A 24,737-nucleotide genomic window follows, 5' to 3' on the forward strand; every position below is an offset into this window, starting at 1 on the left:
CTGCGTTACTGCCGGGCGGACGCTGTTTCGCCCGGCACCGCTCCCGTCTTCGGCGAAGCATCGGCTTCCCACGTCACGACGCGAACCTTGTCGCCCGCCGTGAACTTCTGGAAGCCCTCGACCACGACGCGGTCGCCCGCATTCAGCCCATCGCTGACCATCGAATAGCCGTGCTGGACCGCGTCGGTCCGGATCGGACGCACGATAACGCGATCGTCGTCCCGAACGACAAAGACCTCGCTGCCGCCGCTGGAGTCGCGTTGCACCGCCTGCTGCGGAACGGCGATCGCATCGCTGTCGACGCCCTGCTCCAACAGCACGCGAATGTACATGCCCGGCAGCAACTCGCGCTTCGGATTGGCAAATTCGCCGCGCAGCGTCACCTGTCCGGTCGAGGAATCGACCTTCGCCTCGGAAAACAGGAACTTTCCGGGCAACGGGTAAAGCTTATCATCGTTGAGCAGGAGGCGGACCTTGGCGGCGCCCGGTGCGATGCGCTCCAGATCGCCAGACTCGAACGCATGGCGAAGTTTGTTAAGCTCCGTCACCGACTGGGTGAAGTCGGCATAAATCGTATCGAGCTGCTGCACCGTCGCGAGGCTCGCCGCATCGTTCTGCACGACGAGCGCGCCCTCGGTCACCTGAGCGGCGCCGACCACGCCGTCGATCGGCGCGCGAATGGTGGTGTAATCAAGATGGAGCCGCGCCCGCGCCAGATCCGCCTTGCGGGCGGCGACATCAGCCGCCGCCTGGCGCATGTTGGCGATGGCCTTCTCGTTCTCCGCCTCGGACGTGGCATGCCGCGCGGTCAGTTTCTCGATACGTCTCGCATGGTGCGATGCCTGTTCGAGGACGGCATTGGCTTTCGCGAGCGCCGCTTCCGCGGCCTGCACTTCAACCGCAAACGGCTCCGGATCGATCTGATACAGCGGGTCGCCGGCCTTCACTTCGCTGCCTTGCTGGAACAGGCGCTTGGTGATGATGCCGGAAACCCGCGGGCGCACCTCCGCAACCCGCAACGGCGAGATGCGTCCCGGCAGTTCGCGAACGATCGCGTGCGGTTTCGGAACCACCGTGATGACGCTGACCTCGGGAATGACAGTTCCAGCGGACGCATCCGCCGTTGTCGGCTCATCGCAGCCGCCAAGAAGCGGCGACGAACCGGCTATCACGATAGCCAGAAACGCCAGTCGTATATTGAATCTCGGCATGGAAACTGCAAGCTCTGTGAGGTGTTGCTACGCGACGCGCGGATTCGCTACGTGACGCACAACGTCGATACTATCGAATCCCCAACCAAATTCTAATGAGGGCTGGAGGACGGCGACGCAACACTATTTGGCGGCGGCGCAATGTCACAGAACGATATGGCTTTGTGTCACAACACTTTACCTCGTTCTCAAACAATCGTGAACCGGGTTCCATTCAAATTTGAAGAGAACTAACGCGCGCAAACTTCGCGCCCGCTGCCGTCTCGCCACGTTGTTGTGCGAGCATCATACCGCGACGATTCTAAATAATTCAGAGGGGCACGCCACGACTGAAAGCCGGCGCCGCAGAAGAGCGACGATTGGCAAAATCGTCGGGTGAGCTATTTTCTGCCGCCAACGCCGTGCCATAATGCGGCTTGTCTCAACCTTCCTGCCCTCCCCTCGATGGTTAAGCACGCTGGCTCATGGCGCAAGGCACCGCCCCCCGCTCCGCACCGGAGATCGAACTGACGAAACTGGCCCCGCCCCGGATATTTCTGGTGCGCATGGTCGTATTCATCGTGCTCTGCGCGCTGGTGCTGGTCGTTCTCTACAAGCAGATCGTTGCCGCGTTCTTCGCCAACCCCAGCCTCAACGCGTTGATCATTGGCGTGCTGGCGATCGGAATCGTTTTCGCGTTTCGGCAGGTGATCCGGCTTTATCCGGAAATCGCGTGGGTCAACAATTTCCGCATCGCCAATGCGGGCCGGGTTCCAGACCGAAGACCGCGATTGCTGGCTCCGATGGCCGCGATCCTCGGCGGCGAACGCACCGGGCGCGTGTCGATCTCCCAGCAGACAATGCGGCATCTGCTCGATTCCATCGCCACCCGGCTCGATGAAGCCCGCGACATCTCGCGCTACATGACGGGCCTGCTGGTGTTCCTGGGTCTTCTCGGCACCTTCTGGGGCCTGATCGAAACCGTCGGCTCCGTGGGCAAGGTGATCGACGGTTTGAAGGTGGGCGGCGACACCGGATCGCTGTTCGAGACGCTGAAGGAAGGCCTCGCCGCGCCGCTTGGCGGCATGGGGATTTCGTTTTCGTCGTCGCTGTTTGGCCTCGCCGGATCGCTGATCCTTGGCTTTCTCGATCTGCAATCCAGCCAGGCGCAGAACCGCTTTTATACCGACCTCGAGGACTGGCTCGCCACCACCGTTCGCGAATACAGTGGCAACAAGACCCGGCCCGATCCGGCCGCCGAGATCAAGGCCGCGATCGAGCGGCTCAGCACCACCGTCGAGAAGACTGGATCCGGCCATGAAACCACCTCCGCGATGGCCAGCCTCGCAGAAGCCATTCAGGGGCTCGTCAGCCATATGCGGACCGAACAGCAATTGATTCGCGAATGGGCGGACGAACAGGGCGAGCAGAACCGCGAGATCAAAAAGCTGCTTCAACACCTTGCGCAGCAGCCGGATGAGGATCCGTTGACCGTCCCGCTGGCCGCGACCACCGCTTCGCGGCCGGTCGCTCCCTCGGCCGAAGGAGAGGCAAAATCTTAAGAGAGAGATCATGGCCCTAGCACGCGGGCGCCGGAACGAGAGCGGATTCAACTATTGGCCGGGATTCGTCGATGCTCTCTCGACGCTGGTGCTCGCAATCGTGTTCCTGCTGACTGTGTTTCTGGTGACGCAGTTCTTCCTGTCGCAGGAAGTCACGGGCAAGGACAAGGCGCTGGAACAACTCAACGCCCGGATCGCTCAACTGACCGATCTGCTGTCGCTGGAAAAGCTCGGCAAGGTCAGCCTCGGCGACGAGGTCAGCCAGTTGCGCGCGGGTCTCGCCTCGGCGGAGGCGGAGCGCGATCGGATCAAGGGCCTTTATGACGGCCTCGCCGGCGCGGGGAACGATGCCGCGGGCCGCGACAGCCAGTTGAACAAGGCGCTGGATTCCGAGAAGCAGATTTCATCGCGCGCGCTGGCGCAGGTCGAGGTGCTGACCCAGCAGATCAGCGCGCTGCGCCGGCAACTGGCGGCGCTGGAGAACGCGCTCGACGCCTCCGAGAAAAAGGACAAGGAGTCGCAGAACCGCATCGCCGATCTCGGCCAGCGGCTGAACGTCGCGCTGGCGAAGCGGGTGCAGGAGCTGTCCCGCTACCGTTCGGAATTCTTCGGACGCCTGCGCGCCATTCTCGGCAACCGGCCGGATATCAGAATCGTCGGCGACCGCTTCGTTTTCCAGTCGGAGGTCTTCTTCGATACCGCGCAGGCGACGCTGCTGCCGGAAGGAAAAGCTGAACTCGACAAGGTGGCAGGCGCGCTAACCGATCTCGACAAGCAGATCCCCAGCGAGATCGCCTGGGTGCTGCGCGTGGACGGCCACACCGACGTCAGGCCCATCAAAAGTCCGGTGTTCAAGTCGAACTGGGACCTGTCGGCGGCGCGCGCGATTTCTGTGGTGCAGTATCTGGCGTCGCTCGGCGTGCCGCCTCAACGTCTGGTCGCCGCGGGCTTCGGTGAATTCCAGCCGCTTGATCCCGATGCAACGGAAGAGGCCTACAAGCGTAACCGCCGCATCGAGCTGAAGCTGACCGAGCGGTGAGGTCATTATGCGATCCCCTCATCGTCATGACCAGGCCGCCAAAGGAAGGACGTGGATACCCCGGCAAAGCGGGCCTGTGCTGGTGTCGCGAAGCCGAACCCGAGAGTCTTTATGTTCGACGCGTTTTCTTCACGCGAACCGGATTCCACCACCGGGTCAAGCCCGGGGACATGCTTCGCTCGAAAACGCTATAGTGCCGGGCATGATGGCAGCGCTTGAATGACGGTCTCGTTTCAGCTCCGCCCCTACCGTGCCTCCGACGAGGACGCCGCGATCGCCTTGTGGCAGGCGACTTGGCAACAAGCCTATCCCGCGATCGATTTCGCGGCGCGCGTGTCGTGGTGGCGCGAGCGCTGGCGCAATGAACTCGTCCCCAACGCCGCCATCGTTGTCGCCGATCAATCCGGCGAGTTGGCCGGCTTCGTCACCATCGATACGGCAGGCTATCTCGACCAGCTCGTGGTCGCCCCCGCGCATTGGGGCGGCGACATCGCAAATGCGCTGATGCTTGAGGCGAAGCGGCTGTCGCCGTGGGGAATTACACTGCTGGTCAACGCCGACAACGGCCGTGCCATACGCTTCTACGCGCGCAACGGATTCGCGCACGCCGGCGAGGATGTGAATCCGATTTCAGGACGGCCGGTCAACCGCATGGAATGGAAACCCTGAGGGCTATTCCCTCCCGCCTCGCGGGAGAGATCAAGTCAAAGGGAGGGGAAAAATTAAGACTTCACGCCCCCTCGAACTGCAGCCGCGCGAGGCGGGCATATAGTCCATTCGCCGCCACCAGCGAGGCGTGCGTCCCCTGTTCCACGATCCGTCCCCGCTCCATGACCATGATGCGGTCGCAGGAAAGGACCGTCGCGAGACGATGCGCGATCACCAGCGTCGTGCGATGGCGCATCAGTTCTTCCAGCGCGGTCTGCACCAGGGTCTCGGATTCGGCGTCAAGCGACGACGTCGCTTCATCCAGCAGCAACAGAGGCGCGTCGCGCAGGATCGCGCGGGCGATGGCGATGCGCTGACGCTGTCCGCCGGACAGCGTCACGCCGCGCTCGCCGAGCAGCGCCTCGAAGCCGCCGGGCAAGCGGCGGATGAATTCGGTGGCATGAGCCAGTTCGGCGGCGCGTTCAACCTCGGCGTCGGACGCATCCGGCCTGCCGAAACGGATATTCTCGCGGGCGGACGCGGCGAAGACCACCGACTCCTGGGGCACCAGCGCTATCCGCGCGCGAACCTCGCGCGGATCGGCGGTGCGCAACGGCACGCCGTCGAAGGAGATGGTGCCCGAGACAGGATCGTAGAACCGCAGCAGCAGATGAAATATCGTACTTTTTCCCGCGCCGGACGGGCCGACGATGGCGACCTTCTCGCCCGCCTTCACCGCCAGCGAGACGCCGTCCAATACCTTGACTTCCGGGCGCGAGGGATAGGCGAAGCTTACATTGTCGAGCGTGACATCGCCGCGCGCCGGCGCCGGCAGCGCGCGCGGCGTCGGCGGCGCCGCGATCACCGGCTTGACGCGAAGAAGCTCGAACAGGCGCTCGGCCGCACCGGAGGCGGCGGCAACCTCGCCCCAGACCTCGCTGAGCTGGCCGAGACCGGTCGCGGCGAACGCGGCATACAGCACGAACTGGCCGAGCCGGCCCGGCGTCATGTCGCCTTCGAGCACGTCGCGAGAGCCGATCCAGAGGATCAGGACCACGCTGGTGAAAACGATGAAGATGATGATCGCGGTCAGCACGGCGCGGGCGCGCGCCGAATTGCGCGCCGCCAGATAGGCATGTTCGACTTCACCACCGAAACGCGCATCGGCAAGCCGTTCATTGGTGTAGGCCTGCACCGTCCTGATCCCGCCAACCAGTTCGGAGGCATAGGCGGTGGCGTCCGCGAGGTTGTCCTGCGCGCTCCGCGACAGGCGGCGGACCCAGCGTCCGAACGCGACCAGCGGCACAATGATCAACGGGATCGCCGCCAGCACCAGTCCGGACAGGCGCGGACTGGTGATGACCATCATCGAAGCCGCGCCGATGAACAGCACGACATTGCGCAGCGCGACCGATATCGAAGAACCGACCGCGGACTTGATCTGGGTCGTATCGGCGGTCAGCCGCGAGATCAGCTCGCCGCTGCGGGCGGTGTCGAAAAACACCGGCGACAGCGAGATCAGGTGGGCGAACACGTCGCGCCGCAGGTCGGCGACGATGCGCTCGCCGGTGGTGGTCACCAGAAAATAACGCGCCGCGCTGGCGCCGGCGAGGACGGCGACGACACCGATCATCATCGTAAAGTAGCTGTTGATCATCGCGACGCCCTCGGCCGTGAAGCCAAAGTCGATGATCCTGCGCACCGCGAGCGGCACGACAAGCGTCGTCAGGGCGGCGACGATCAGCGCGACAAGCGCAAGCAGCGCCCGGCCGCGATAGCGGAGGATATATGGCGTGAGCGCCAGCAGCGGGCGCAGCCGGAGGCGGCGGGCATCCTTGGCGGACGGCGCGGCCTGATCCGGCGCGGCAGGCTCCGACGCTCCGGTTCCGGCCTTCGGGGAGCTACCGGGCGGCAGCGCAACGGCCGGCGCCTTCGACGTATTCTCACGCACTTCTACCGAACTCATCACCTGACCACGCTATTGCTGATTAAGGCACGTCATATGCCCCCCTGTGCGCGCTTGCAAATGCGCAGGCGCGCTTGTCGGTGAAACCTTGGTGCGATATAGAGCGGTCCGAATTCGCCCAAAACCCTTCGCCTTGCAAGGACATATCATGAAAGCCGAAATTCATCCCGATTATCATACAATTAAGGTCGTCATGACCGACGGCACGGAGTATCTCACCCGTTCCACCTGGGGCAAGGATGGCGACACCATGAACCTCGACATCGATTCCAAGTCGCATCCGGCCTGGACCGGCGGTTCCCAGCAGATCCTCGACCGCGGCGGCCGGGTCTCCCGGTTCCAGAAGAAGTTCTCGGGCTTCCTCAAGAAGGGCTGAGCCCCTTCTTCAGGTTGAACGCTTCCGCTTTTCGAACGCTCCTGCTGCGCGGGAGCGTTTTTGCATGAGCTGGAGCATAAGTTCCTAGAACATCCGCTCCCGCGGCATCAGCTTCGGGGACCGCGGACCCGGTCAGCCGGTCTGTGACGCTCAAAGGCTTCCCTGAGGAGGTTGAGCTGCGACACCAGCGGATTATCGGCGGTTCCGCGCTCCAGGGGCGGCGCATGAATGGTGGTGTCGAGACGCCGGATCCGCGCCTGCAAATTCATCGACCGCTCGATCAAGTCCTGCAACTGCCACGGCAGTTTCGCGATCATGTCATGCGGACCGGGATCCGCTGCGGTCAGCTTCACCCTGGTCTTTTCGCGATTGGCCTGCGCCAGCGTCATCTCGCCTTCCTTGACGGCGCGATGCAGCAGCAGCCACGATGCGAGTTGCATCAGCCGGGTGGTCAGCCTCATGCTTTCGGTGGCGTAGGTCAGGCTGACGGCACGTTCGAGTGTCTTCGCCTCGCTGCGTCCATCGCCATCCAGATAGGCGGCGGTTTCCTCAACCAGATCCATGCCTTCCCGGAACAGGGCCGTGAACACCGAAGAGCCCGCAAGACGTTCGCTGAACTGCACAAGACCGGTGCCGCCTGCCGATGGATCGAACATAGGTTCATGCCTCACGCAACCAGAGCATTATCCGCCAGGTGGGTCCGTTAAGCTGCAAGAAAATGCTTTCAATCAACAACTTGTGCGCATTCCGTTCGCAACGGGCGGTTTTCACCTTTTGCGATACGCGTTCGAGCCTTCCACCGGATCTTTCGCGCCGGCTTATGATGAACAAATCATTGCCCGCCGGAGAGGCGGGAGTCCAGCGCCAAGTATCGGTAAGGGTTAATATGCACGGATAAACAGGACGACGCCGGGCAAAAAAAAGCCGCCGTTGCCGGCGGCCTTGAAGTTGATAACAGGGAGGCGTCAAACAGAGTGGACAGGAAGCCACTCGGTGTCCAATGAAGGACATTTCAGTCATAGTCAGGAAAGCTTAATCAATCGTAAACGAACGAATTTCTTCAGCTTTCGTTTGCAATTTGGGCGAGGCGAGGCTTTTGCAAGAAGTGCATTCGCGTTGCGCGGTTACCGGCGGACCGGGGCCGGTCAGGATGCCACGACCAAGGGCGGACGGTTTCGCGCCTGCCGATCCCTGAAGGAACTCGCCCACGATCTGAACCTGAACTGAAACCTCGATGCCTGAATCTCAGGACTTGAAAAAGCGGTCAGCCGCATCCTTCGAAGCGCGCTTCTTCGCCTCGGCCGTCCGCAGCCGCTGAATCTCCTCCGTCAGCAGCGCGATGCGCTCGTTGAGTTCATTCACCGAAAGCAGCGAGAGATCCTGTCCGATCTCATGGGCGATCTTTTTCCTGGGTTCGTCGCCGTCAATGGTCATGCGCCTGTTCCGCTGCGGCTCAAGAGCCCCTCAACCCGCGAGTTTCTTTTCCAGTTCGCGGTCGACTGTCCAGAGCTATTCGCTTCTCAACCGATCAGAAGCGGCCTGGGCCTGACGATTTCGTTGGATGACGCGCCTTCTTCACGCGCGCCGGTACGTTATAATCAGGGTCCGACCTCCTTTCCAAGCTTGCCCGGTGACCGACCATGGAAAAGCCGCCAGCGCAAATGACCGCCATCGGCATCAGCAAGCCCGGTGGCCCGGAAGTGTTGGTGCCGCAACTCCGCCCGGTCCCCTCGCCCGGCCCGCGCGAAGTCCTGATCAAGGTCGCGGCGGCCGGCGTCAACCGGCCGGATGTCCTGCAGCGTTCCGGCAGCTATCCGCCGCCGCCGGGCGCCAGCGATCTGCCGGGCCTGGAAGTCGCGGGCGAAGTGGTGGCGCTCGGCGAGGGAGCAAGCAGGTACCGGCCCGGCGACAAGGTGATGTCGCTGGTCTCGGGCGGCGGCTACGCTCAATATTGCGTCGCGCATGAAGCGATCGCAATTCCGGTCCCCACCGCATTCTCCATGATCGAAGCCGGCGGCACGCCGGAAACGCTGATCACGGTATGGCACAACGTATTCGAGCGCGGCGCGTTGAAGGCGGGCGAGACGCTGCTGATCCACGGCGGCTCATCGGGAATCGGCACCATGGCGATCCAGCTCGCCAAGGTGTTCGGCGCAAGGACGATCGTCACCGTCGGATCAAAGGAGAAGGCCGGCGCGTGTCTGGGGCTCGGGGCCGATCACGCCATCAACTACAAGCTTCAGGATTTCGTCGCGGAGGTGAAGGCCGCGACGGCCGGCGCCGGCGCCGATCTCATCCTCGACATGGTCGGCGGCGACTACATCGAGAAGAATTACGACGCCGCCGCGCTCGAGGGCCGCATCGTGCAGATCGCGTTTTTGGGCGGTGCGAAGGCAACCGTTAATCTCGCCAGGCTGATGGTGAAACGGCTGCATCATACCGGCTCGACGCTGCGGCCGCGTTCGGTGGCCGACAAGGCCGCGATGGTCGCCGCCATCGAAGCCAAAGTGCTGCCCATGATGCGGGAGAGACGAATCAAGCCGCTGATCGACAGCAGCTTCCCGCTCGAACAGGCAGCGGACGCGCACCGGCGGATGGAAACCAGCGCCCATGTTGGCAAAATTGTGTTGACGATTTAGATTCCCGCGTCCTGCTGAAGCCTATAATTTCTTTTGCGATTATGTCATCTATCTCGCGCGGTCGGCGGGACTGTATGTTGAACGCGAGGAAATGACATTGCATCTGGTCAGGCGGCTTGCGTGGCTTACGCTGGCCCTCATGATTTTCGTCGCGGCATCGCCGGCGCGCGCAGTCGACGCCGTCAGCGTCCGGAGCGACGCGCCCGCCATCGATCTCACCGCCATCCTCGATCATCAGCACAGCGATTCCGACCGCATTCAGGTCTCGACCGCGCCCGGCACCGACGGCATTGTTCGCCGCGTCGAGGTGCGCGCGCGGGAAGGCGGCCAGAACTGGGTGGTATTCGCGCTCGCCAACAACACCGACGATCAACTCGACCGCCTGATCGTCGCACCGCATTACCGCCTGGTGTCGTCGGGACTGCTGTGGCCGGATCTCGGGCAATCGCGCATCGCCACCATCACGCCGTCGACCGGCGATCGTCCGGAGCGGCAGGAGAGCGCCACCGCCGATGTCTTCCAGATCACGCTCGATCCCGGCGCCGTCATCACTTTCGTCATGGAACTGCGCACCGACAGGCTGCCGCAGCTTTATCTCTGGGAGCCCGACGCCTACAAGGACAAGGTCAATTCCTTCACCCTGTATCAGGGAATCGTCATCGGCATCTCCGGGCTGCTGGCGCTGGTGCTGACCATCCTGTTCGTGGTCAAGGGAAGCATCATGTTTCCCGCCGCCGCGGCGCTTGCCTGGGCGGTACTAGTCTACATCGGCGTCGATTTCGGCTTCTGGGGCAAGGTGCTGGACATGCCGGCCGGCGCTGAACGAATCTGGCGCGCCTCGGGCGAGGCGATTCTCGCGGCGACGCTGCTCGTATTCCTGTTCGCCTACCTCAATCTCAATCGCTGGCACGTGCGCTATTCGCACATCACTCTCGGCTGGCTTTTCTTTCTCGGCTCGCTGGTGGCGCTTGCCCTGTTCGATCCGGCGGTCGCCTCCGGCATCGCCCGGATATCGCTCGCGCTGATCGCGGTATTCGGCTTCGGGCTGATCGTCTATCTCGCGGTTCACGGCTTCGATCGCGCCGTCCTGCTGATCCCGACCTGGTTCCTGCTGGTGGTGTGGGTCGCCGCAGCCGGAATGGCGATCGAAGGCAAGGTCGTCAACGACATCGTGGGCCCCGCTTTGCTCGGCGGCCTCGTGCTGATCGTGATGCTGATCGGGTTCACGGTGATGCAGCATGCCTTCGCCGGTGGAGGCGGCGCTTCGGGCGTCGTATCCGACATCGAGCGCCGCGCGCTCGCATTGACCGGCGCGGGCGATCTGGTCTGGGACTGGGACGTCTCCGCCGACAAGGTCTTCACCAGTCTCGAGACCGAAAGCCTGCTCGGCCTCAAACGCGGCACGCTCGAAGGGCCGGCGGCAGGCTGGCTGGAGGTGCTGCATCCGCTCGATCAGGACCGGTTCCGCGCGGCGCTGGACAGCGTGCTCGAACAGCGCCGGGGCCGGCTGGTGCAGGACTTCCGGCTGCGCGCGTCCGACGGCCACTTCATGTGGTTCGCCCTGAAGGCGCGCCCGGTGGTGGGGTCCGACGGCGAGGTGTCGCGCGTGGTCGGAACTCTCGCCGATGTCACCGAAACGAGGAAGGCCGAGGAGCGAATGCTGCACGATTCGGTGCACGACAACCTGACCGGCCTTCCCAACCGTAAACTCTTCATTGACCGTCTCAACGCGGTCGCGACGCTGGCCAAGACCATGCCGGGCCTGAGGCCGACCCTGATGGTGATCGATTTCGACCGCTTCAAGCAGGTCAACGATTCTGTTGGCGTCGCCGTGGGAGATTCGATCCTGCTGACCCTGGCGCGACGGCTTACGCGTATCCTTAAGGCCCAGGATACGCTGGCGCGGCTTTCCGGCGATCAGTTCGGCCTCATCCTGATGTCGGAGCAGGATCCGCCTCGCATCACCGCGTTCGCCGAAACCATCCGCAAGACCATCCGCGCCCCGATCGCCTTCAATGACCGTGAGATCTTCCTGACCGCGTCGATCGGCCTCGCGCTGAGCGACCCTCAGACGCAGTTGTCGGACCAGATGATCAAGGACGCCGAACTGGCGATGTACCATTCCAAGCGGATCGGCGGCGATCGGATCGATGTCTACAAACCCGCGATGCGCGCCCGGAAGAACGACCGGCTATCGCTCGAGGCGGAGTTGCGGCGCGCCATCGAGCGGCAGGAGATCACCGTCCTCTACCAGCCTATCGTCCGGCTGCAGGACCGCTCGATCGCGGGCTTTGAAGCGCTGGCGCGATGGGACCACCCCAAGCTCGGACGGATGGCGCCCGACGAATTCATCACCATCGCCGAGGAAGCCGGCCTGATCGTCGATCTCGGGACCTTCGTGATGGACCAGACCGCGCGCCAGCTTGCCGTCTGGCAGCGCGCCATGCGGTCGCAGCCCCCGATTTTCGCCAGCGTCAACGTCTCCTCGCGCCAGTTGCTGCGGCACGATCTGATCCACGACATCCGCTCGGTGCTGTCGCGCTCATCCATCGCACGCGGCACCCTGAAGCTTGAACTGACCGAATCGCTCGTCATGGAAAATCCCGAACATGCAGCGCAGATGTTGCAACGGATTCGCGAACTCGGCGTCGGGCTCTCGCTTGACGATTTCGGCACCGGCTATTCCTCGCTGTCATACCTGCAGCGTTTCCCGCTCGACACCATCAAGATCGACCAGTCGTTCGTGCGCACCTCGACCCGCGGCACGCGGCCGGTCATTCTCAAGTCGATCATCGCGCTGGCGCACGATCTCGGCATGGATGTCGTCGCCGAGGGCGCCGAAACCGACTCCGATGCAGTGGAACTCTATCAGATGGGCTGCGAATACGCCCAGGGCTTTGCTTTCGGCGAGCCGATGGACGTCGATGCGACGATGCGGCTCCTGGCCCAGGAGCGGCTCGAGACGGCAAGCTGAAACCACACAGCTCGCGACGCTCGACAGGCGAAGCCCGGCCCGCTCAGGCGTGACCGGCTTCGTTCGACAACATGCCGGGATCGATTCCGATCTTATGCAGCGCGCGAACATATTTGTCTTCTATATCGCGGCCGAAGATCAGGTCCTGATCAGCAGGGCAGTGCAACCATCCATTGTCCTGGATTTCAGTCTCCAGTTGACCCGGCGCCCATCCGGCATAACCAAGCGCCAGGATCGCATGTTTCGGGCCGGCGCCCTTAGCGATGGCTTCCAGGATATCGAGCGTGGCGGTCAGGCAGATACCCTCGTCAATGGGCAGCGTCGCATCCTCGATGAAGAAATCGCTCGAATGCAGAACGAAGCCGCGGCCGGTTTCGACCGGGCCACCCTTCATCACTTTCATCGTCTCGGCGGTTTCCGGCAGCTTGATCAGGTCGGCTCGCTTGATGATGTCGAGCTGCACCAGCAGATCGCTGAAATCGACGCTTCCGGCGGGGCGATTGAGAATGATACCCATCGCTCCCTCGGACGAGTGCGCGCAGACATAGATCACGGAACGTGCGAACCGCTCATCTTCCATGACCGGCATCGCGATCAGCAACTGGCCGTCCAGATAGTTGCGGTCATAAGTATCCGTGTCCGCAATATCCATGTCCGCGTCGTCAGCGTGACGACGGTCCCTGCCAGGTCCTTTACGCGCTGGTTTCATCAGCAAATGACCCTCATGTTGCCCTTCCATCCTGATATTGGGTGCGCATTCTGTCAATCAACCTTCCCGAGCCATTCAACCTTCCCCAGCCATGGCTAAACAGCGCATCACAAGCAATTCAATAGTTTGGCCCGCGCGCAACCGATAAAAAGACGCCCGCATGATCATCAAGGTTCCTCTTCACGCGTTGCCCGGCGTTGCGGTCGTGCTGCTGTCGTGCGCGCTTTCGACCGCCGCGACGGGCCAGGATGCCTCGCCATGGCAGCAGGGCAGCCACGCCGCCGTCCGCCTGCTCGCGGGCTCGCGCAGCGGCGCGGTGCTGCTCGGCGGCATCGCGTTTCAGCTCGAACCGGGCTGGAAAACGTTCTGGCGCACGCCTGGCGACTCGGGCGTGCCGCCGCGTTTCGATTTTTCAAAGTCCGACAATGTCGATGCCGTGACTGTTCTGTGGCCCGCGCCATCGAAATTTCCCGACGGCGCGGGCGGCCATTCGCTCGGCTACAAGGAGCAGGTCGTGCTGCCGCTGCGAATTGCCGCCACCAATGCCGACAGGCCGATCACGCTACGCGCGACCGTCAGTTTCGCGGTATGCGCCAGGCTGTGCATTCCCGCCGAAGCCAGTATGGAGCTTGCTTTCGCCAGCGTCGCGAGCGCCGAGGACAGCACGCTGGCCGCCGCGCTCGATATGGTGCCGAAGCCGGCCCGGATCGGCGACCCCAATCCCTTGACGATCAGCAACGTCAGGCGCGAGGGAGAATCAACCGTGACCGTCGATGTCGCAACCGCCAATCCCAAGGACGACGTCAACCTGTTCGTCGAAGGCCCGACACCGGACTGGGCGCTGCCGATCCCGACCCGGCACGAGCGCGCGCCGCGCGGGGTGAAACGATTTTCGTTCAAGCTCGATGGCCTGCCGGCCAACGTCAACGCCCAGGGCGCCGCGCTAAAGCTGACGCTGGTCGGCGGCAAACAGGCCTATGAATTCAATATCAATCTGGATTGATGGCTGGTCGTCGCCGGAGGCGCCAGGCCGGGCTGTCTGGTCCGCCCAACTGAATCTTAAGAAACGGTTGCTATAGCGTTTTCGAGCGAAGTGGATGACCTGTTCGCGTGAAGAAAACGCGTCAAAACAAAATCATGGAGCCCGCTTCTGATTCTATCAGAAGCGGAAAGGTTGCAAATTCGAGTCAGGGCGCGCATCCCGCGTCGAGGATCCCGCAGTGGCCATCACGGACGCTCCCTCCGCTCCTGCGAAGCGATTGCCCATGCTGATCGGACGGCTGCGCGCGATATTGGGCGGCTCGAGCGAGGCCTCGCTGACCAGGCGGCTCGCCGGCACGATCTTCATCATCCGGGTGATAAGCGCCGGGATTGCCTACGTGGCGCAGATCCTTCTCGCGCGCTGGATGGGCGGTTCCGACTACGGCGTCTATGTGTATGTCTGGACCTGGGTGCTGCTGCTCGGCAGCATGATGGATTTCGGCATCTCGGCGTCGGCGCAGAGGATCATTCCGGAATATCACGCGAGCGGTGACAACGCGCGGCTGCGCGGATTCCTGAGCGGCAGCCGGTGGATGACATTCATCGTCGCCTCGCTGATATCGGCATCGCTGGCGGCCCTGGTCACAGCGCTGTCACCGTGGATCGATGCCGCGACGGTGCTGCCGCTCTATATCGGCTGCCTGACCCTGCCGGCGTTCGTGGTCGCCAACACCCAGGACGGCATTGCGCGTTCCCACGACTGGATGCGGCTCGGACTGATGCCGCAATTCATCGTACGGCAATCGCTGATTATCGGCTTCACCGCCGGCGCTTTCGTGCTGGGATTTCACCTCAGCGCCACCGTCGCCATGCTGGCCAGCGTCGCGGCGGTGTGGATCGCCATGATCGGCCAGATGATCGTCCTCAATCGCAGACTGCGCACGATCGTCACGCCCGGACCCAAAGTCCACGATTTTCGCGGCTGGCTCGCGGTCTCGCTGCCGATCCTTCTGGTCGAGAGCTTTTATCTGCTGTTGTCCTACACGGACGTGCTCGTGCTGCAGCAGTTTCGTTCTTCGGAGGAAGTCGGCGTTTACTTCGCCGTCGTCAAAACCCTGGCCCTGGTATCCTTCATCCACTACGCCATGTCGGCGACGACGGCGCACCGCTTCACGGAATATCATGCCGCTGGTGACCGCGAGCGGCTGGCGGCCTACCTCGCTTATGCGATCAAATGGACCTTCTGGCCCTCGCTCGCGGCCACGCTGCTGCTGCTCGCGTTCGGCAAACCGATGCTGTGGCTGTTCGGTCCGCAATTCGTCACCGGCTACAGCATCATGTTCGTCGCCGCGATCGGGCTCGTGGTCCGTTCCGCGATCGGCCCCGTCGAGCGACTGCTCAACATGCTCGGTCATCAGCATGCCTGCGCGGCCGCGTATGCGCTGGCCTTCGGCATGAACGTGGCGCTGTGCTTCGCGTTCGTCCCGCGCTACGGCGGCCACGGCGCCGCCGCCGCGACGTCGATCTCGCTCACATTCGAAACGGTGCTGCTGTTCTGGATCGTCCGCCGCAAGCTCGGATTTCATGTTCTGGCGTTCGGGAAGGGGCGGGCCTCGACATGAAAGGCACATTCGTCATGGGCGGATTTATTGCGGCCATCCAGGTCGTTCCGATGGAAACTCCGCGAAGACGTGGATGCCCCGGACAAGCCCGGGCATGCCGAGAAGACAGGCTGTTCAGGTCGATCCGGTTACGCCGCCGTCCAGCCGCCATCGATCGACAGGTTGCTTCCGGTGATCTGGGCGGCATCGTCGCTGCAGAGATAGAGCGCCAGCGCCGCGACCTGCTCCACGGTGACGAACTGCTTGGTCGGTTGCGCGGCGAGCAGCACATCGTTGACGACCTGCTCCCTGGTCATGCCGCGCGACTTCATGGTGTCGGGAATCTGCTTTTCCACCAGCGAGGTCCAGACATAGCCCGGACTGATGCAATTGCAGGTGATCCTGTGCGGCGCAAGCTCGAGCGCCACCGCCTTGGTGAGGCCGGCTATGCCGTGCTTGGCGGCCACATAGGCCGACTTGAAGGGCGATGCCACCGTCGAATGCGCCGAGGCGGTAGTGATGATGCGGCCCCAGCCGCGCTTCTTCATGCCGGGCACTGCGGCGCGGATGGCATGAAAAGCCGATGAAAGATTGATGGCGATGATCGCGTCCCACTTCTCGACAGGGAACGACTCGACCGGCGAGACGAACTGGATGCCGGCATTGTTGACGAGAATATCGACCGAGCCGAAGGTTGTTTCGCCCAGTTCGATCATGCCGGCGATCTCGGCGGGCTTCGTCATGTCGGCAGGCGAGTAGACCGCCTTGACCTCGAACTCCGCCTCGAGGCCGGAGCGCGCCTTCTCGATGTCAGCCTCGGCGCCAAGCCCGTTGATCACGACATTGGCGCCGGCGCCGGCGAAGGCGCGGGCATAGGCCAGGCCTATGCCGCTGGTTGATCCGGTCACGACCGCGGTCTTGCCTTTCAACTTCGTCATCACCCTCTCCTGTCGGAAGCGCGGATCATCAAAGCCGCGCCGCGCTGCCGTCAAAGCACCGGCGACCATGTCGCCGGTCAAGCCGCTTCGCGCTCAAGCCCACCCGCGCACGACGACGCTTACTCCACGCAGTCGTTATCGCTCGCCCGTGGATGCCAACACCAGCGTCCAGAACACCTTGTACTTGGTTTCCGGAGCATAGCTCGCGGCGATGCCCAGTTTCGTGACGCCGTTCTTGAGCATGTTCGCCCGATGGGGAGGCGAATCGCGCCAACCGGAGAACGCCTCCGCGAGGGTATGATAACCGGCGCCGATATTCTCGACCGCCAGCGTCGCCGGATAGCCGGCCGCCGCCAGCCGCTTGGGCAGCGTCCCGGCAACGTCGTGATCCATCTTGTTGCGCTTGGCCATCGCCATCGATTGCGTCTCGGCAATCTTCATGAGTTCGGGATCAACCGTCACCGGACCGAGGCCGTTGTTGGCGCGATAGCCGGAAATCATCGAGGCCGCCATAACAGAATCCAGCTTGGCCCCGCCGTGCGCCATGTCGAGATAGAAAGCCGGCTGCTCCCTGGCAGCCGGCTTTTCCGTAACGCATCCAGCCACAAGCAGCAGGCCGAGAAGCACGGCAAAAGTGCGGATCATCCTGGTGTTCCGAATCCGAAGTTCGCCTCGTCATACTGCGCCCTCCGTAGCGAACTTCGGATTCGAAAGGACACGAGCAACCTGCATTTGCTGGCGGCCCTCGATTCCAGCCATCGCAAGACATCGCAAGAGATGAGTTGGACCGGATACGAATGTCGGAATCGGGCCACCAGCCCCAATGAGCGCAGTTGTTGCACATCAACAATGGCTGAAAGATGAATGATCCCGAGTGTCCCGTTTCCCGCGCTCGCACGGCTTTATCGCGACCTCTTGATCGGATCATGCTCTAGGTGCGGTCCGCGAAAATGCGATAGCGCCTGGGCTGCAATCCGACGACCTCGCCATCGCGAAGCTCGCGGTCACGCGGCGCATCGATCTCGATGACGGTTTCACCCTGACCGTCCGACAATGCGATGTCGGCGCGCTGGATCGGACCGAAGCTCCGCACCCGCCGCACGGTGCCTTCGAGTCCACCCCAGCCCGGCGGGCTGATCTGCATATCGTGGCGGCGGACGAACAGCTTCGAGGGCCCCGACGCGCCGCACTCCGCGGCGATATTCAGCGGCGTGCCGCCGAGCCGGATCACGCCGTCCTGGATATCGACGGGCAGCACAATGGACTCCCCGATGAAGCCATGGACGAACGCTGTCGCCGGGCTGTTATACACTTCGCCCGGCTTGCCGATCTGCTCGATCCTGCCCTTGTCCATCACCACCACGCGGTTTGCGACTTCAAGCGCTTCCTCCTGATCGTGAGTCACGAACACCGAGGTGACATGAATTTCCTCGTGCAGCGAGCGCAGCCAGCGACGCAACTCCTTCCGCACCTTGGCGTCGAGCGCACCGAACGGCTCGTCCAGCAGCAGGATGCGGGGCTCGGTGGCCAGCGCCCGGGCGAGCGCGATGCGTTGACGCTGGCCGCCGGAGAGTTGACTCGGATAGCGGTCAGCGAGCCAGTCGAGTTGCACCAGATCGAGCAGTTCCTTGACCCGCGCGCGGATACTGGCTTCGTCCTTGCGTATGGCGCGCGGCTGCACCCGCAGGCCGAACGCGACGTTCTCGAAGACCGTCATGTGGCGGAACAAAGCGTAGTGCTGAAATACGAAGCCGACCTGCCGCTCACCTGCTCCGCGCGCCAACGCGTTCTCGCCGTCGAATGACACCGAGCCGCTGTCCGGCCAGTCGAGCCCGGCGATAATCCGCAATAGCGTCGTCTTGCCCGAGCCCGACGGACCAAGCAGCGCCAGCAATTCGCCATCCCCGATCGTCAGGTCGACGTTGTTAAGCGCGGAGAATGCGCCAAACCTCTTGACGATATTTTTCAGCTCAATGCTCACGCGTCTGCCGCCCCTCGTCGAGTTGCCCTTCGAGAATCGTTTTCGCAATCAGCGTGATCAATGCGAGCAGCGCCAATAACGATGCTACCGCGAACGCCGCCACAAACTGATACTCGTTATACAGGATTTCAACCAGCAGCGGCATCGTGTTGGTTTCACCCCGGATGTGACCGGAAACCACGGAGACCGCACCGAACTCGCCCATCGCGCGCGCGTTGCAAAGCAGCACGCCATAGAGCAGGCCCCATTTGATATTCGGAAGCGTGACACGAAAGAAGGTCTGCAGCCCGGAAGCGCCGAGCGACAGCGCGGCTTCTTCTTCCGCCGTCCCCTGCTCCTGCATCAACGGAATCAGCGCCCGCGACACGAAGGGAAAGGTCACGAACGTCGTCGCCAGCGCGATGCCGGGCAGCGCGAACAGAATCTGGATGTCGTGATCCTGCAGCCAGGGCCCGAGAAAACCCTGTCCCCCGAACAACAACACGAACACCAGACCGGAAACGACGGGGCTGACCGAGAACGGCAGGTCGATCAGGGTGATGAGCAGCGTCTTTCCGGGAAACTCGAACTTGGCGACGGCCCATGCGGCAATCAAACCGAACACCAGATTGAGACCGACCGAAATCGCCGCGACCGTCAGCGTCAGCTTGATCGCCGACACCGCTTCCGGTTCGGCAAGCGCCGCGAAATACACCTGTCCGCCCTTGGCGAACGCCTCAGCGAACACGATCGTCAGCGGCAACACGATGAACACCGTGAGAAACAGAATGCAAAGGCCTATCAGCAATGCGCGCACCCAGCGCGGCTCGGAGCGGGCGTCATTGCGGTCGCGCGAAATCGCGAAAGCGGCTTCGGACATCAGCGTCACCTCTAATACGCCTGCTCTTGCGCCCGCGCCCAGCGCTGCAAGCGATTGATGACGAAAATCACCAGGAAGGACACCAGAAGCATGACCACGGCGATCGCGGTCGCGTCGGCGTAACGAAATTCCGACAGGCGGATCACGATCAGCAGCGGCGCGATCTCCGACACATTCGGCAGGTTGCCGGCGATGAAAATCACCGAGCCATACTCCCCGACAGCGCGCGCGAATGCGAGCGCGAAGCCCGTGAGCAGCGCCGGGAAAAGGCTGGGCAGAACGACCCGCCACACTGTCTGCCACCGACTGGCGCCGAGGCTGGCGGCAGCTTCCTCGATCTCGGGATCGAGATCGATCAGCACCGGCTGTACGGTGCGCACCACGAAGGGAATCCCGATAAACACCATCGCAAGGAAAATGCCGAGCGGCGTATACGACACGTTGATGCCGAGTTCAGCCAGCGGCGCGCCAAGCCAGCCGTTCTGCGCGAACAGCGTCGTCAGGGCAATGCCGGCCACCGCTGTCGGCAATGCGAAAGGCACGTCGACGATTGCATCAAAGATGCGACGACCGGGGAAGCGGTAGCGCACCAGCGCCCAGACGATGATGCTGCCCATCACCAGATTGACCAGCGCGGCGAGAAACGCGAGTCCGAATGAGATCTTCAGCGCGTTCAGCGTTCGGCGGCTGGTGATGATGTCCACGAACTGGGCGAAGTTCAGTTCAAATGACTTGAGAAACAATCCTGCAAGCGGGATCAGAACAATGATCGAAAGCCACGTCAGCGTCAGCCCCATGGTGAGACCGAATCCCGGCAAGGTCCGTCGTCGTCCCGATCCTCCTTTCACGTCGTCCCGCTCCGCCCCGTTGAAGTTAGATCAGTCCTTGTAGATCTGATCGAAGATGCCGCCTTCGCTGAAATGCACCTTCTGCGCCTTGGTCCAGCCGCCAAATACCTCGTCGATCCTGAACAGTTCGACCTTGGGGAACGCATCGGCATATTTCTTGATGAGTCCCGGATTGGTCGGCCGGTAATAGTTTCGCGCGGCGATATCCTGCGCTTCCTCCGTATACCAATATTTCAGATACGCCTCGGCGGCGGCGCGCGTTCCTTTCTTGTCCACCACTTTGTCGACGACGGCAACCGGCGGCTCCGCGAGAATGGAGATCGAGGGGGCCACGATCTCGAACTTGTCTTTTCCGAACTCCTTGAGCGCCAGAAAGGCCTCGTTCTCCCACGCAAGCAGCACATCGCCGACGCCGCGCTCGACGAAGGTGACGGTGGAGCCGCGCGCGCCGGTGTCGAGCACGGGGACGTGGCTGTATATATCGGCGACGAACTGCCTCGCCTTATCTTCGCCGCCCCACTTCTTCAGCGCATACCCCCATGCCGCGAGATAATTCCAGCGCGCGCCGCCGGAGGTTTTTGGATTCGGCGTAATGACGTTGACGCCGGGCCTGACCAGATCGTCCCAATCCTTGATGCCTTTGGGGTTGCCCGTACGCACCAGGAAAACGATGGTTGACGTATAGGGAGATGAGTTCTCCGGCAACCGCGCTTGCCAATCCTTCGCCAGCAGACCGTGATCCGCCACCGCATCGATGTCATAGGCGAGCGCGAGCGTCACCACATCGGCCTGCAAACCGTCGATCACCGAGCGCGCCTGCTTTCCGGAACCGCCGTGAGACTGCCTGATCTCGACGCTCTTGCCGGTTTCTTTCTGATAATGCGCCGCAAACGCCCTGTTGAAATCAACATACAGCTCTCGGGTCGGATCGTAGGAGACGTTCAGCAACGACACATCGGCCGCGTAGGCAGAACCGGCCCAGATCAATCCGGCCAAAACCGTTAAGATTCGACGAAGCATTCCAATCTCCATAAGGCCCGCTCAAGCGACGACCGTCAGCGCCAAAGCCCATGAATGAACCTCGTCAAAGGACATGCTTAAGTCAACGGAACGGCGTTTCAATGTTTGCGGCGGCGCAGAGTCATTCCCCTACGGAATCTTCATCGTGTGAATGCCGCATTCCGTCTTGGCTCTGCCGCGCCAGCGGCCGGCCCGCGCATCCTCGCCGGCCTGTCCGCGGCTGGTGCACGGCATGCATCCGACGGAGCGGAAACCGGACGCCACCAACGGATGCGGCGGCAGCTTCGCCGACGCATAGATCGCCTCGATATCCTCGCGCGAGGCGTTCGCGAACGGATTGAACTTGAGCCGGGCCCCGTCATCCTCGACCATCGGGAGGTCGGCGCGCAGCCCACCCTGAAACCGCTTGCGGCCGTTGATCCATGCGGCGAACGGCTGAAGCGCGCGCGCAAGCGGCTCCACTTTCCGTATCCGGCAACAGGAATCGGGATCGGAAAACCACAACTCCCGATCGGGATCCTCTTGTTTCAACGCATCCTCGGACGGCGGAATGGAGCGAACATCTTTCAGGCCGAGCGCGGCGATCAACGTGTCGCGATAGGTCAGCGTCTCCTCGAACAGCCATCCGGTATCGAGGAAGATGACCGGAATGGCCGGATCGACATCCGCCATCACCTTGAGCAGCGCCGCCGACTCGGTGCCGAATGACGAGACCAGCGCCAGCCTGTCGCGACCGACCGCGCGCAGCGCAGCGCTGATCACCTCCGCAGGCGAAGCGTCGCGCAAGGACTCGTTCAGCGCGGCCGCAGCAGGCCATGCGGAGTTCGCTGCCGCAGCGGCAGATTGCGCCGCCCTGCCGGGATCGACGCTGTTTTCTTCGAGCGGAGATGTCATTCTGCAGCCATCTGAAGTGTCTGGAGGAAGGAGTTCGTGTTGCGCCATCGCGCGGAGTGCGACACCACGTCACCGATCACAAGGATGGCGGGGCCGCCCTCGACGTCGTGAACCAGCGCCGGAAGATGATCCAGTATGCCGACGACGGTTTTGGCGTCGGGCCGGGTGGCGCGGGCGAACACGCCGACCGGGGTCTCCGGCGAACGCCCGGCCGCCAGCAACCCGCTGCGGATCGCCGGCGCCGCCGTGATTCCCATATAGACCACGACGGTCATCTTGCGATCGGTCAGCGTCGACCAGTCGACGTTCGAGGCGTCGTGAGCCTTGTGCGCGGTCAGGAAGGTGACGCGCAGCGCTTCATGGCGGTAGGTGAGCGGCACCCCGGATTCCGCGGCCGCGCCAAGCCCTGCGGTAATTCCGGGAATGACCGAACAGCGGACACCGGCCTCTCGGAGCGCCTCCACCTCTTCGCCGCCGCGGCCGAAAATGAAGGGATCGCCGCCCTTGAGGCGGACGGCGCGCCGGCCGGATCTGGCGGCATCGATCAGCAGCCGGTTGATGGCGTCCTGCCCGATGCCGGGTTTGCCGACGCGGCGACCCACCGGCACACGCACCGCGTCGCGGCGGGCGCGATCGAGGATCTCCGGCGTGATCAGCTCGTCATAGAATACGATGTCGGCGTCCTGCAGCGCCCGCAGCGCCTTGACGGTGAGCAGGTCCGGATCGCCCGGCCCCGCGCCGACCAACGTGACGCGTCCCTCGATGTCGCCCGGAACAGATGCGCCCGCATAAGCGGACGGATCGGCAATCGCCTTCAGCGAGCCTTCGGCCTCATTGGCGCGGCCGGCAAGAACCGCCTCGCCGATCGGGCCGTCGATCACGCGCTCCCAGAAGCGACGACGCAGCGGAAGGTCGGGAATGTGATCATGAATCGTTTTGCGCCAGCGCCCGATCATAGCCGCGAGGTCGCCGATTCGCGCCGGCAGGACCGCTTCGATGCGTTCGCGAACACGCCGCGCCACCACGGGCGACGCGCCGCCGGTGCCGATCGCCGCCACCACGTCGCCGCGATCGACGATCGCAGGGACGATGAAGCTGGAACGCGCGGGATCATCCATCACATTGACAGGTACACCGGCCGTGAGCGCGCGCGCCGCGACGCTTTCGCCGATCGCTCCGGCGCCCGCGCAGAACACCGCGACGACGCCGCCAAGATCCGCGTTTCGCGGATCGGATTCCTCTCGCTCGATCCGCGAAGCCGCAGCCGCGTCAAGACCGGAAACCGCGAAGTCGCCGTCGGTCGCGTGCCAGCGCACCCGCGCTTCCGCAGCAAGCAACAGGCGCAATCTGGCCCGAACCGGGTCGCCCGCCCCGACGAGAAGGATCGGGCCGCGACTGGTGTCGAGAAAGATCGGGAGGAATTTCATGTGGCGTTCATCTAGCGTTTTCTATACCCATGAGCAGGGTTGACTGAAATTATTTTCTATTTATGTATCTGACAAGGTCACAGAATAGAAAATTATTTCTTCTATCTAGAGACCAAAGTATAGAATTTCATGCTGCGAAAGACTGTCCGGGGAGATACATCTTCTCAACCCCGAAACCCGCAAATCTGGCTGCCGCTGGACTCCAGCCGCCCAGCGGCATGGCTGTCGACTGTGAACGACGCGAACGAAGTTAAGGAGCAGGCCATGCAGCCTGGAATGGACCACCTCGATGCGCTCGAAGCGCAGAGCATCTATATTTTCCGGGAAGCATTTGCCCGCCTGAAGAAGCTCGCGCTGCTGTGGTCGCTGGGCAAGGATTCCAACGTGATGATCTGGCTGGCGCGCAAGGCCTTCTTCGGCCGGGTGCCCTTTCCGGCGCTGCACGTGGACACTCAAAAGAAATTCCCCGAGATGTACGCGTTCCGCGATCACTACTCCAAGGAGTGGGGCCTCGACCTCAAGGTTGATCACTGCCCGCCGGTCGAGGCGATCGATCCGACCCTGCCGCCCGCGGCGCGCTCCGCGGCGCGCAAGACCGAGGGGTTGAAACTCGCCTTGAACAAATATGGCTTCGACGGGCTGATCGCCGGCATCCGCCGCGACGAGGAAGCGACCCGCGCCAAGGAACGGGTGTTTTCGCCGCGCGGCCTTGAGGGCGGATGGGATGTGCGCGACCAGCCTCCCGAATTCTGGGACCAGTTCAACGCCTCGCCGCCTCCCGGCGCTCACTTGCGCATCCATCCGATCCTGCACTGGACCGAGGCGGATATCTGGGCCTACACCAAGCGCGAGAACATTCCGATCATTCCGCTCTATCTGGCGAAGGACGGCAAGCGCTATCGCTCGCTCGGCGACGCCGACATCACCTTTCCGGTTCCCTCGACCGCGTCAACCATCGACGAGATCCTGATCGAACTCGAAGGCACCAAGATTCCCGAACGCGCCGGACGCGCGCTCGACCACGAGACCGAGGACGCTTTCGAACGGCTTCGCGTCGCCGGCTATCTCTGATCCGAATCGTCTGA

23 protein-coding genes are annotated in these 24,737 nt (G+C 62.9%); 10 read left to right on the top strand and 13 right to left on the bottom strand.

Features of this window, described 5'->3' with window-relative positions:
- Window positions 1-5 precede the first annotated feature (5 nt).
- The gene (locus tag NWI_RS14245) at window positions 6-1,211 is read right to left on the bottom strand and encodes an efflux RND transporter periplasmic adaptor subunit (RefSeq protein ID WP_011315940.1); all 1,206 of its coding nucleotides are present in this window, start codon (window positions 1,209-1,211) and stop codon (window positions 6-8) included.
- A 464-nt stretch (window positions 1,212-1,675) separates the two neighbouring features.
- Here NWI_RS14245 and NWI_RS14250 point away from each other — a divergent pair, with 464 nt between their 5' ends.
- The 3 genes from NWI_RS14250 (at window position 1,676) to NWI_RS14260 (ending at window position 4,460) form a co-directional block, all read left to right on the top strand.
- Entirely contained in the window at window positions 1,676-2,752 is a 1,077-nt protein-coding gene (locus NWI_RS14250) for a flagellar motor protein MotA (protein WP_011315941.1), read from the top strand.
- Between the two features lie 10 nt (window positions 2,753-2,762).
- Window positions 2,763-3,791, top strand: coding sequence for a peptidoglycan -binding protein (locus NWI_RS14255; RefSeq protein ID WP_011315942.1), 1,029 nt, complete (start codon window positions 2,763-2,765; stop codon window positions 3,789-3,791).
- 219 nt (window positions 3,792-4,010) lie between these two features.
- The gene (locus tag NWI_RS14260; protein WP_011315943.1) at window positions 4,011-4,460 is read left to right on the top strand and encodes a GNAT family N-acetyltransferase; all 450 of its coding nucleotides are present in this window, start codon (window positions 4,011-4,013) and stop codon (window positions 4,458-4,460) included.
- Between the two features lie 61 nt (window positions 4,461-4,521).
- On the opposite strand, the gene NWI_RS14265 is transcribed toward NWI_RS14260, so the two are convergent.
- Complete coding sequence (locus tag NWI_RS14265) at window positions 4,522-6,405, bottom strand: ABC transporter transmembrane domain-containing protein (RefSeq protein ID WP_011315944.1); 1,884 nt, start codon at window positions 6,403-6,405, stop codon at window positions 4,522-4,524.
- A gap of 148 nt (window positions 6,406-6,553) precedes the next feature.
- Between NWI_RS14265 and rpmE the strand changes: the two genes are divergently transcribed.
- Window positions 6,554-6,781, top strand: coding sequence for a 50S ribosomal protein L31 (gene rpmE, locus NWI_RS14270; RefSeq protein ID WP_011315945.1), 228 nt, complete (start codon window positions 6,554-6,556; stop codon window positions 6,779-6,781).
- Between the two features lie 107 nt (window positions 6,782-6,888).
- Here the strand turns inward: rpmE and NWI_RS14275 are convergent, their stop codons facing one another.
- The gene (locus tag NWI_RS14275) at window positions 6,889-7,437 is read right to left on the bottom strand and encodes a DUF1465 family protein (RefSeq protein WP_011315946.1); all 549 of its coding nucleotides are present in this window, start codon (window positions 7,435-7,437) and stop codon (window positions 6,889-6,891) included.
- Window positions 7,438-7,774: 337 nt separating this feature from the next.
- On the opposite strand from NWI_RS14275, the gene NWI_RS17720 reads away from it, so the two are divergent.
- Complete coding sequence (locus NWI_RS17720; protein ID WP_148203875.1) at window positions 7,775-8,008, top strand: hypothetical protein; 234 nt, start codon at window positions 7,775-7,777, stop codon at window positions 8,006-8,008.
- Between the two features lie 18 nt (window positions 8,009-8,026).
- Here the strand turns inward: NWI_RS17720 and NWI_RS14280 are convergent, their stop codons facing one another.
- A complete protein-coding gene (locus NWI_RS14280; RefSeq protein ID WP_011315947.1) occupies window positions 8,027-8,215 on the bottom strand; it encodes a DUF1192 domain-containing protein in 189 nt (62 codons plus the stop codon).
- 206 nt (window positions 8,216-8,421) lie between these two features.
- On the opposite strand from NWI_RS14280, the gene NWI_RS14285 reads away from it, so the two are divergent.
- Entirely contained in the window at window positions 8,422-9,420 is a 999-nt protein-coding gene (locus NWI_RS14285; protein WP_011315948.1) for an NAD(P)H-quinone oxidoreductase, read from the top strand.
- A gap of 97 nt (window positions 9,421-9,517) precedes the next feature.
- Complete coding sequence (locus NWI_RS14290; protein WP_041345669.1) at window positions 9,518-12,394, top strand: EAL domain-containing protein; 2,877 nt, start codon at window positions 9,518-9,520, stop codon at window positions 12,392-12,394.
- Window positions 12,395-12,437: 43 nt separating this feature from the next.
- Here the strand turns inward: NWI_RS14290 and NWI_RS14295 are convergent, their stop codons facing one another.
- Window positions 12,438-13,046, bottom strand: a complete 609-nt coding sequence (locus NWI_RS14295; protein ID WP_049750643.1) for a YqgE/AlgH family protein — start codon at window positions 13,044-13,046, stop codon at window positions 12,438-12,440.
- Between the two features lie 217 nt (window positions 13,047-13,263).
- On the opposite strand from NWI_RS14295, the gene NWI_RS14300 reads away from it, so the two are divergent.
- On the top strand, window positions 13,264-14,106 hold the full coding sequence (locus tag NWI_RS14300) for a protein-disulfide reductase DsbD domain-containing protein (RefSeq protein WP_011315951.1): 843 nt from the start codon (window positions 13,264-13,266) through the stop codon (window positions 14,104-14,106).
- Window positions 14,107-14,368: 262 nt separating this feature from the next.
- Window positions 14,369-15,706: a flippase gene (locus NWI_RS14305; protein WP_148203951.1), complete on the top strand. Its 1,338-nt coding sequence runs from the start codon at window positions 14,369-14,371 to the stop codon at window positions 15,704-15,706.
- Window positions 15,707-15,834: 128 nt separating this feature from the next.
- Here the strand turns inward: NWI_RS14305 and NWI_RS14310 are convergent, their stop codons facing one another.
- The 8 genes from NWI_RS14310 to cysG form a co-directional block, all read right to left on the bottom strand.
- A complete protein-coding gene (locus NWI_RS14310) occupies window positions 15,835-16,623 on the bottom strand; it encodes a 3-hydroxybutyrate dehydrogenase (protein ID WP_011315953.1) in 789 nt (262 codons plus the stop codon).
- Between the two features lie 135 nt (window positions 16,624-16,758).
- Entirely contained in the window at window positions 16,759-17,268 is a 510-nt protein-coding gene (locus tag NWI_RS14315; protein ID WP_011315954.1) for a CAP domain-containing protein, read from the bottom strand.
- Window positions 17,269-17,554: 286 nt separating this feature from the next.
- Window positions 17,555-18,604 carry a sulfate/molybdate ABC transporter ATP-binding protein gene (locus tag NWI_RS14320; RefSeq protein WP_011315955.1) on the bottom strand — a complete coding sequence of 350 codons (1,050 nt, stop codon included), beginning with the start codon at window positions 18,602-18,604 and terminating at the stop codon, window positions 17,555-17,557.
- Window positions 18,594-19,463 carry a sulfate ABC transporter permease subunit CysW gene (gene cysW, locus NWI_RS14325; RefSeq protein ID WP_011315956.1) on the bottom strand — a complete coding sequence of 290 codons (870 nt, stop codon included), beginning with the start codon at window positions 19,461-19,463 and terminating at the stop codon, window positions 18,594-18,596. Before cysW ends, NWI_RS14320 begins: the two co-directional genes overlap by 11 nt.
- An 11-nt stretch (window positions 19,464-19,474) precedes the next feature.
- Window positions 19,475-20,260, bottom strand: a complete 786-nt coding sequence (cysT, locus tag NWI_RS14330; RefSeq protein ID WP_041345148.1) for a sulfate ABC transporter permease subunit CysT — start codon at window positions 20,258-20,260, stop codon at window positions 19,475-19,477.
- 81 nt (window positions 20,261-20,341) lie between these two features.
- On the bottom strand, window positions 20,342-21,331 hold the full coding sequence (locus tag NWI_RS14335) for a sulfate ABC transporter substrate-binding protein (protein ID WP_011315958.1): 990 nt from the start codon (window positions 21,329-21,331) through the stop codon (window positions 20,342-20,344).
- Between the two features lie 129 nt (window positions 21,332-21,460).
- Window positions 21,461-22,225, bottom strand: coding sequence for a phosphoadenylyl-sulfate reductase (locus tag NWI_RS14340; RefSeq protein WP_011315959.1), 765 nt, complete (start codon window positions 22,223-22,225; stop codon window positions 21,461-21,463).
- On the bottom strand, window positions 22,222-23,652 hold the full coding sequence (gene cysG, locus NWI_RS14345) for a siroheme synthase CysG (protein ID WP_011315960.1): 1,431 nt from the start codon (window positions 23,650-23,652) through the stop codon (window positions 22,222-22,224). The genes NWI_RS14340 and cysG overlap by 4 nt, the downstream gene beginning before the upstream one ends.
- A gap of 264 nt (window positions 23,653-23,916) precedes the next feature.
- Between cysG and cysD the strand changes: the two genes are divergently transcribed.
- Window positions 23,917-24,723, top strand: a complete 807-nt coding sequence (gene cysD / locus NWI_RS14350) for a sulfate adenylyltransferase subunit CysD (RefSeq protein ID WP_011315961.1) — start codon at window positions 23,917-23,919, stop codon at window positions 24,721-24,723.
- Window positions 24,724-24,737: the final 14 nt, after the last annotated feature.

Origin of the sequence: Nitrobacter winogradskyi Nb-255 (assembly GCF_000012725.1) — a bacterium.
Lineage (GTDB): Bacteria > Pseudomonadota > Alphaproteobacteria > Rhizobiales > Xanthobacteraceae > Nitrobacter > Nitrobacter winogradskyi.

What these genes read in the sequence shown, in the direction of transcription:
- NWI_RS14245 (WP_011315940.1), bottom strand. Translation starts at nt 1,211, where the DNA reads ATGCCGAGATTCAATATACGACTGGCGTTTCTGGCTATCGTGATAGCC.
- NWI_RS14250 (WP_011315941.1), top strand. Translation starts at nt 1,676, where the DNA reads ATGGCGCAAGGCACCGCCCCCCGCTCCGCACCGGAGATCGAACTGACG.
- NWI_RS14255 (WP_011315942.1), top strand. Translation starts at nt 2,763, where the DNA reads ATGGCCCTAGCACGCGGGCGCCGGAACGAGAGCGGATTCAACTATTGG.
- NWI_RS14260 (WP_011315943.1), top strand. Translation starts at nt 4,011, where the DNA reads ATGACGGTCTCGTTTCAGCTCCGCCCCTACCGTGCCTCCGACGAGGAC.
- NWI_RS14265 (WP_011315944.1), bottom strand. Translation starts at nt 6,405, where the DNA reads ATGAGTTCGGTAGAAGTGCGTGAGAATACGTCGAAGGCGCCGGCCGTT.
- rpmE (WP_011315945.1), top strand. Translation starts at nt 6,554, where the DNA reads ATGAAAGCCGAAATTCATCCCGATTATCATACAATTAAGGTCGTCATG.
- NWI_RS14275 (WP_011315946.1), bottom strand. Translation starts at nt 7,437, where the DNA reads ATGTTCGATCCATCGGCAGGCGGCACCGGTCTTGTGCAGTTCAGCGAA.
- NWI_RS14280 (WP_011315947.1), bottom strand. Translation starts at nt 8,215, where the DNA reads ATGACCATTGACGGCGACGAACCCAGGAAAAAGATCGCCCATGAGATC.
- NWI_RS14285 (WP_011315948.1), top strand. Translation starts at nt 8,422, where the DNA reads ATGGAAAAGCCGCCAGCGCAAATGACCGCCATCGGCATCAGCAAGCCC.
- NWI_RS14295 (WP_049750643.1), bottom strand. Translation starts at nt 13,046, where the DNA reads ATGGATATTGCGGACACGGATACTTATGACCGCAACTATCTGGACGGC.
- NWI_RS14300 (WP_011315951.1), top strand. Translation starts at nt 13,264, where the DNA reads ATGATCATCAAGGTTCCTCTTCACGCGTTGCCCGGCGTTGCGGTCGTG.
- NWI_RS14305 (WP_148203951.1), top strand. Translation starts at nt 14,369, where the DNA reads ATGCTGATCGGACGGCTGCGCGCGATATTGGGCGGCTCGAGCGAGGCC.
- NWI_RS14310 (WP_011315953.1), bottom strand. Translation starts at nt 16,623, where the DNA reads ATGACGAAGTTGAAAGGCAAGACCGCGGTCGTGACCGGATCAACCAGC.
- NWI_RS14315 (WP_011315954.1), bottom strand. Translation starts at nt 17,268, where the DNA reads ATGATCCGCACTTTTGCCGTGCTTCTCGGCCTGCTGCTTGTGGCTGGA.
- cysW (WP_011315956.1), bottom strand. Translation starts at nt 19,463, where the DNA reads ATGTCCGAAGCCGCTTTCGCGATTTCGCGCGACCGCAATGACGCCCGC.
- cysT (WP_041345148.1), bottom strand. Translation starts at nt 20,260, where the DNA reads ATGGGGCTGACGCTGACGTGGCTTTCGATCATTGTTCTGATCCCGCTT.
- NWI_RS14335 (WP_011315958.1), bottom strand. Translation starts at nt 21,331, where the DNA reads ATGCTTCGTCGAATCTTAACGGTTTTGGCCGGATTGATCTGGGCCGGT.
- NWI_RS14340 (WP_011315959.1), bottom strand. Translation starts at nt 22,225, where the DNA reads ATGACATCTCCGCTCGAAGAAAACAGCGTCGATCCCGGCAGGGCGGCG.
- cysG (WP_011315960.1), bottom strand. Translation starts at nt 23,652, where the DNA reads ATGAAATTCCTCCCGATCTTTCTCGACACCAGTCGCGGCCCGATCCTT.
- cysD (WP_011315961.1), top strand. Translation starts at nt 23,917, where the DNA reads ATGCAGCCTGGAATGGACCACCTCGATGCGCTCGAAGCGCAGAGCATC.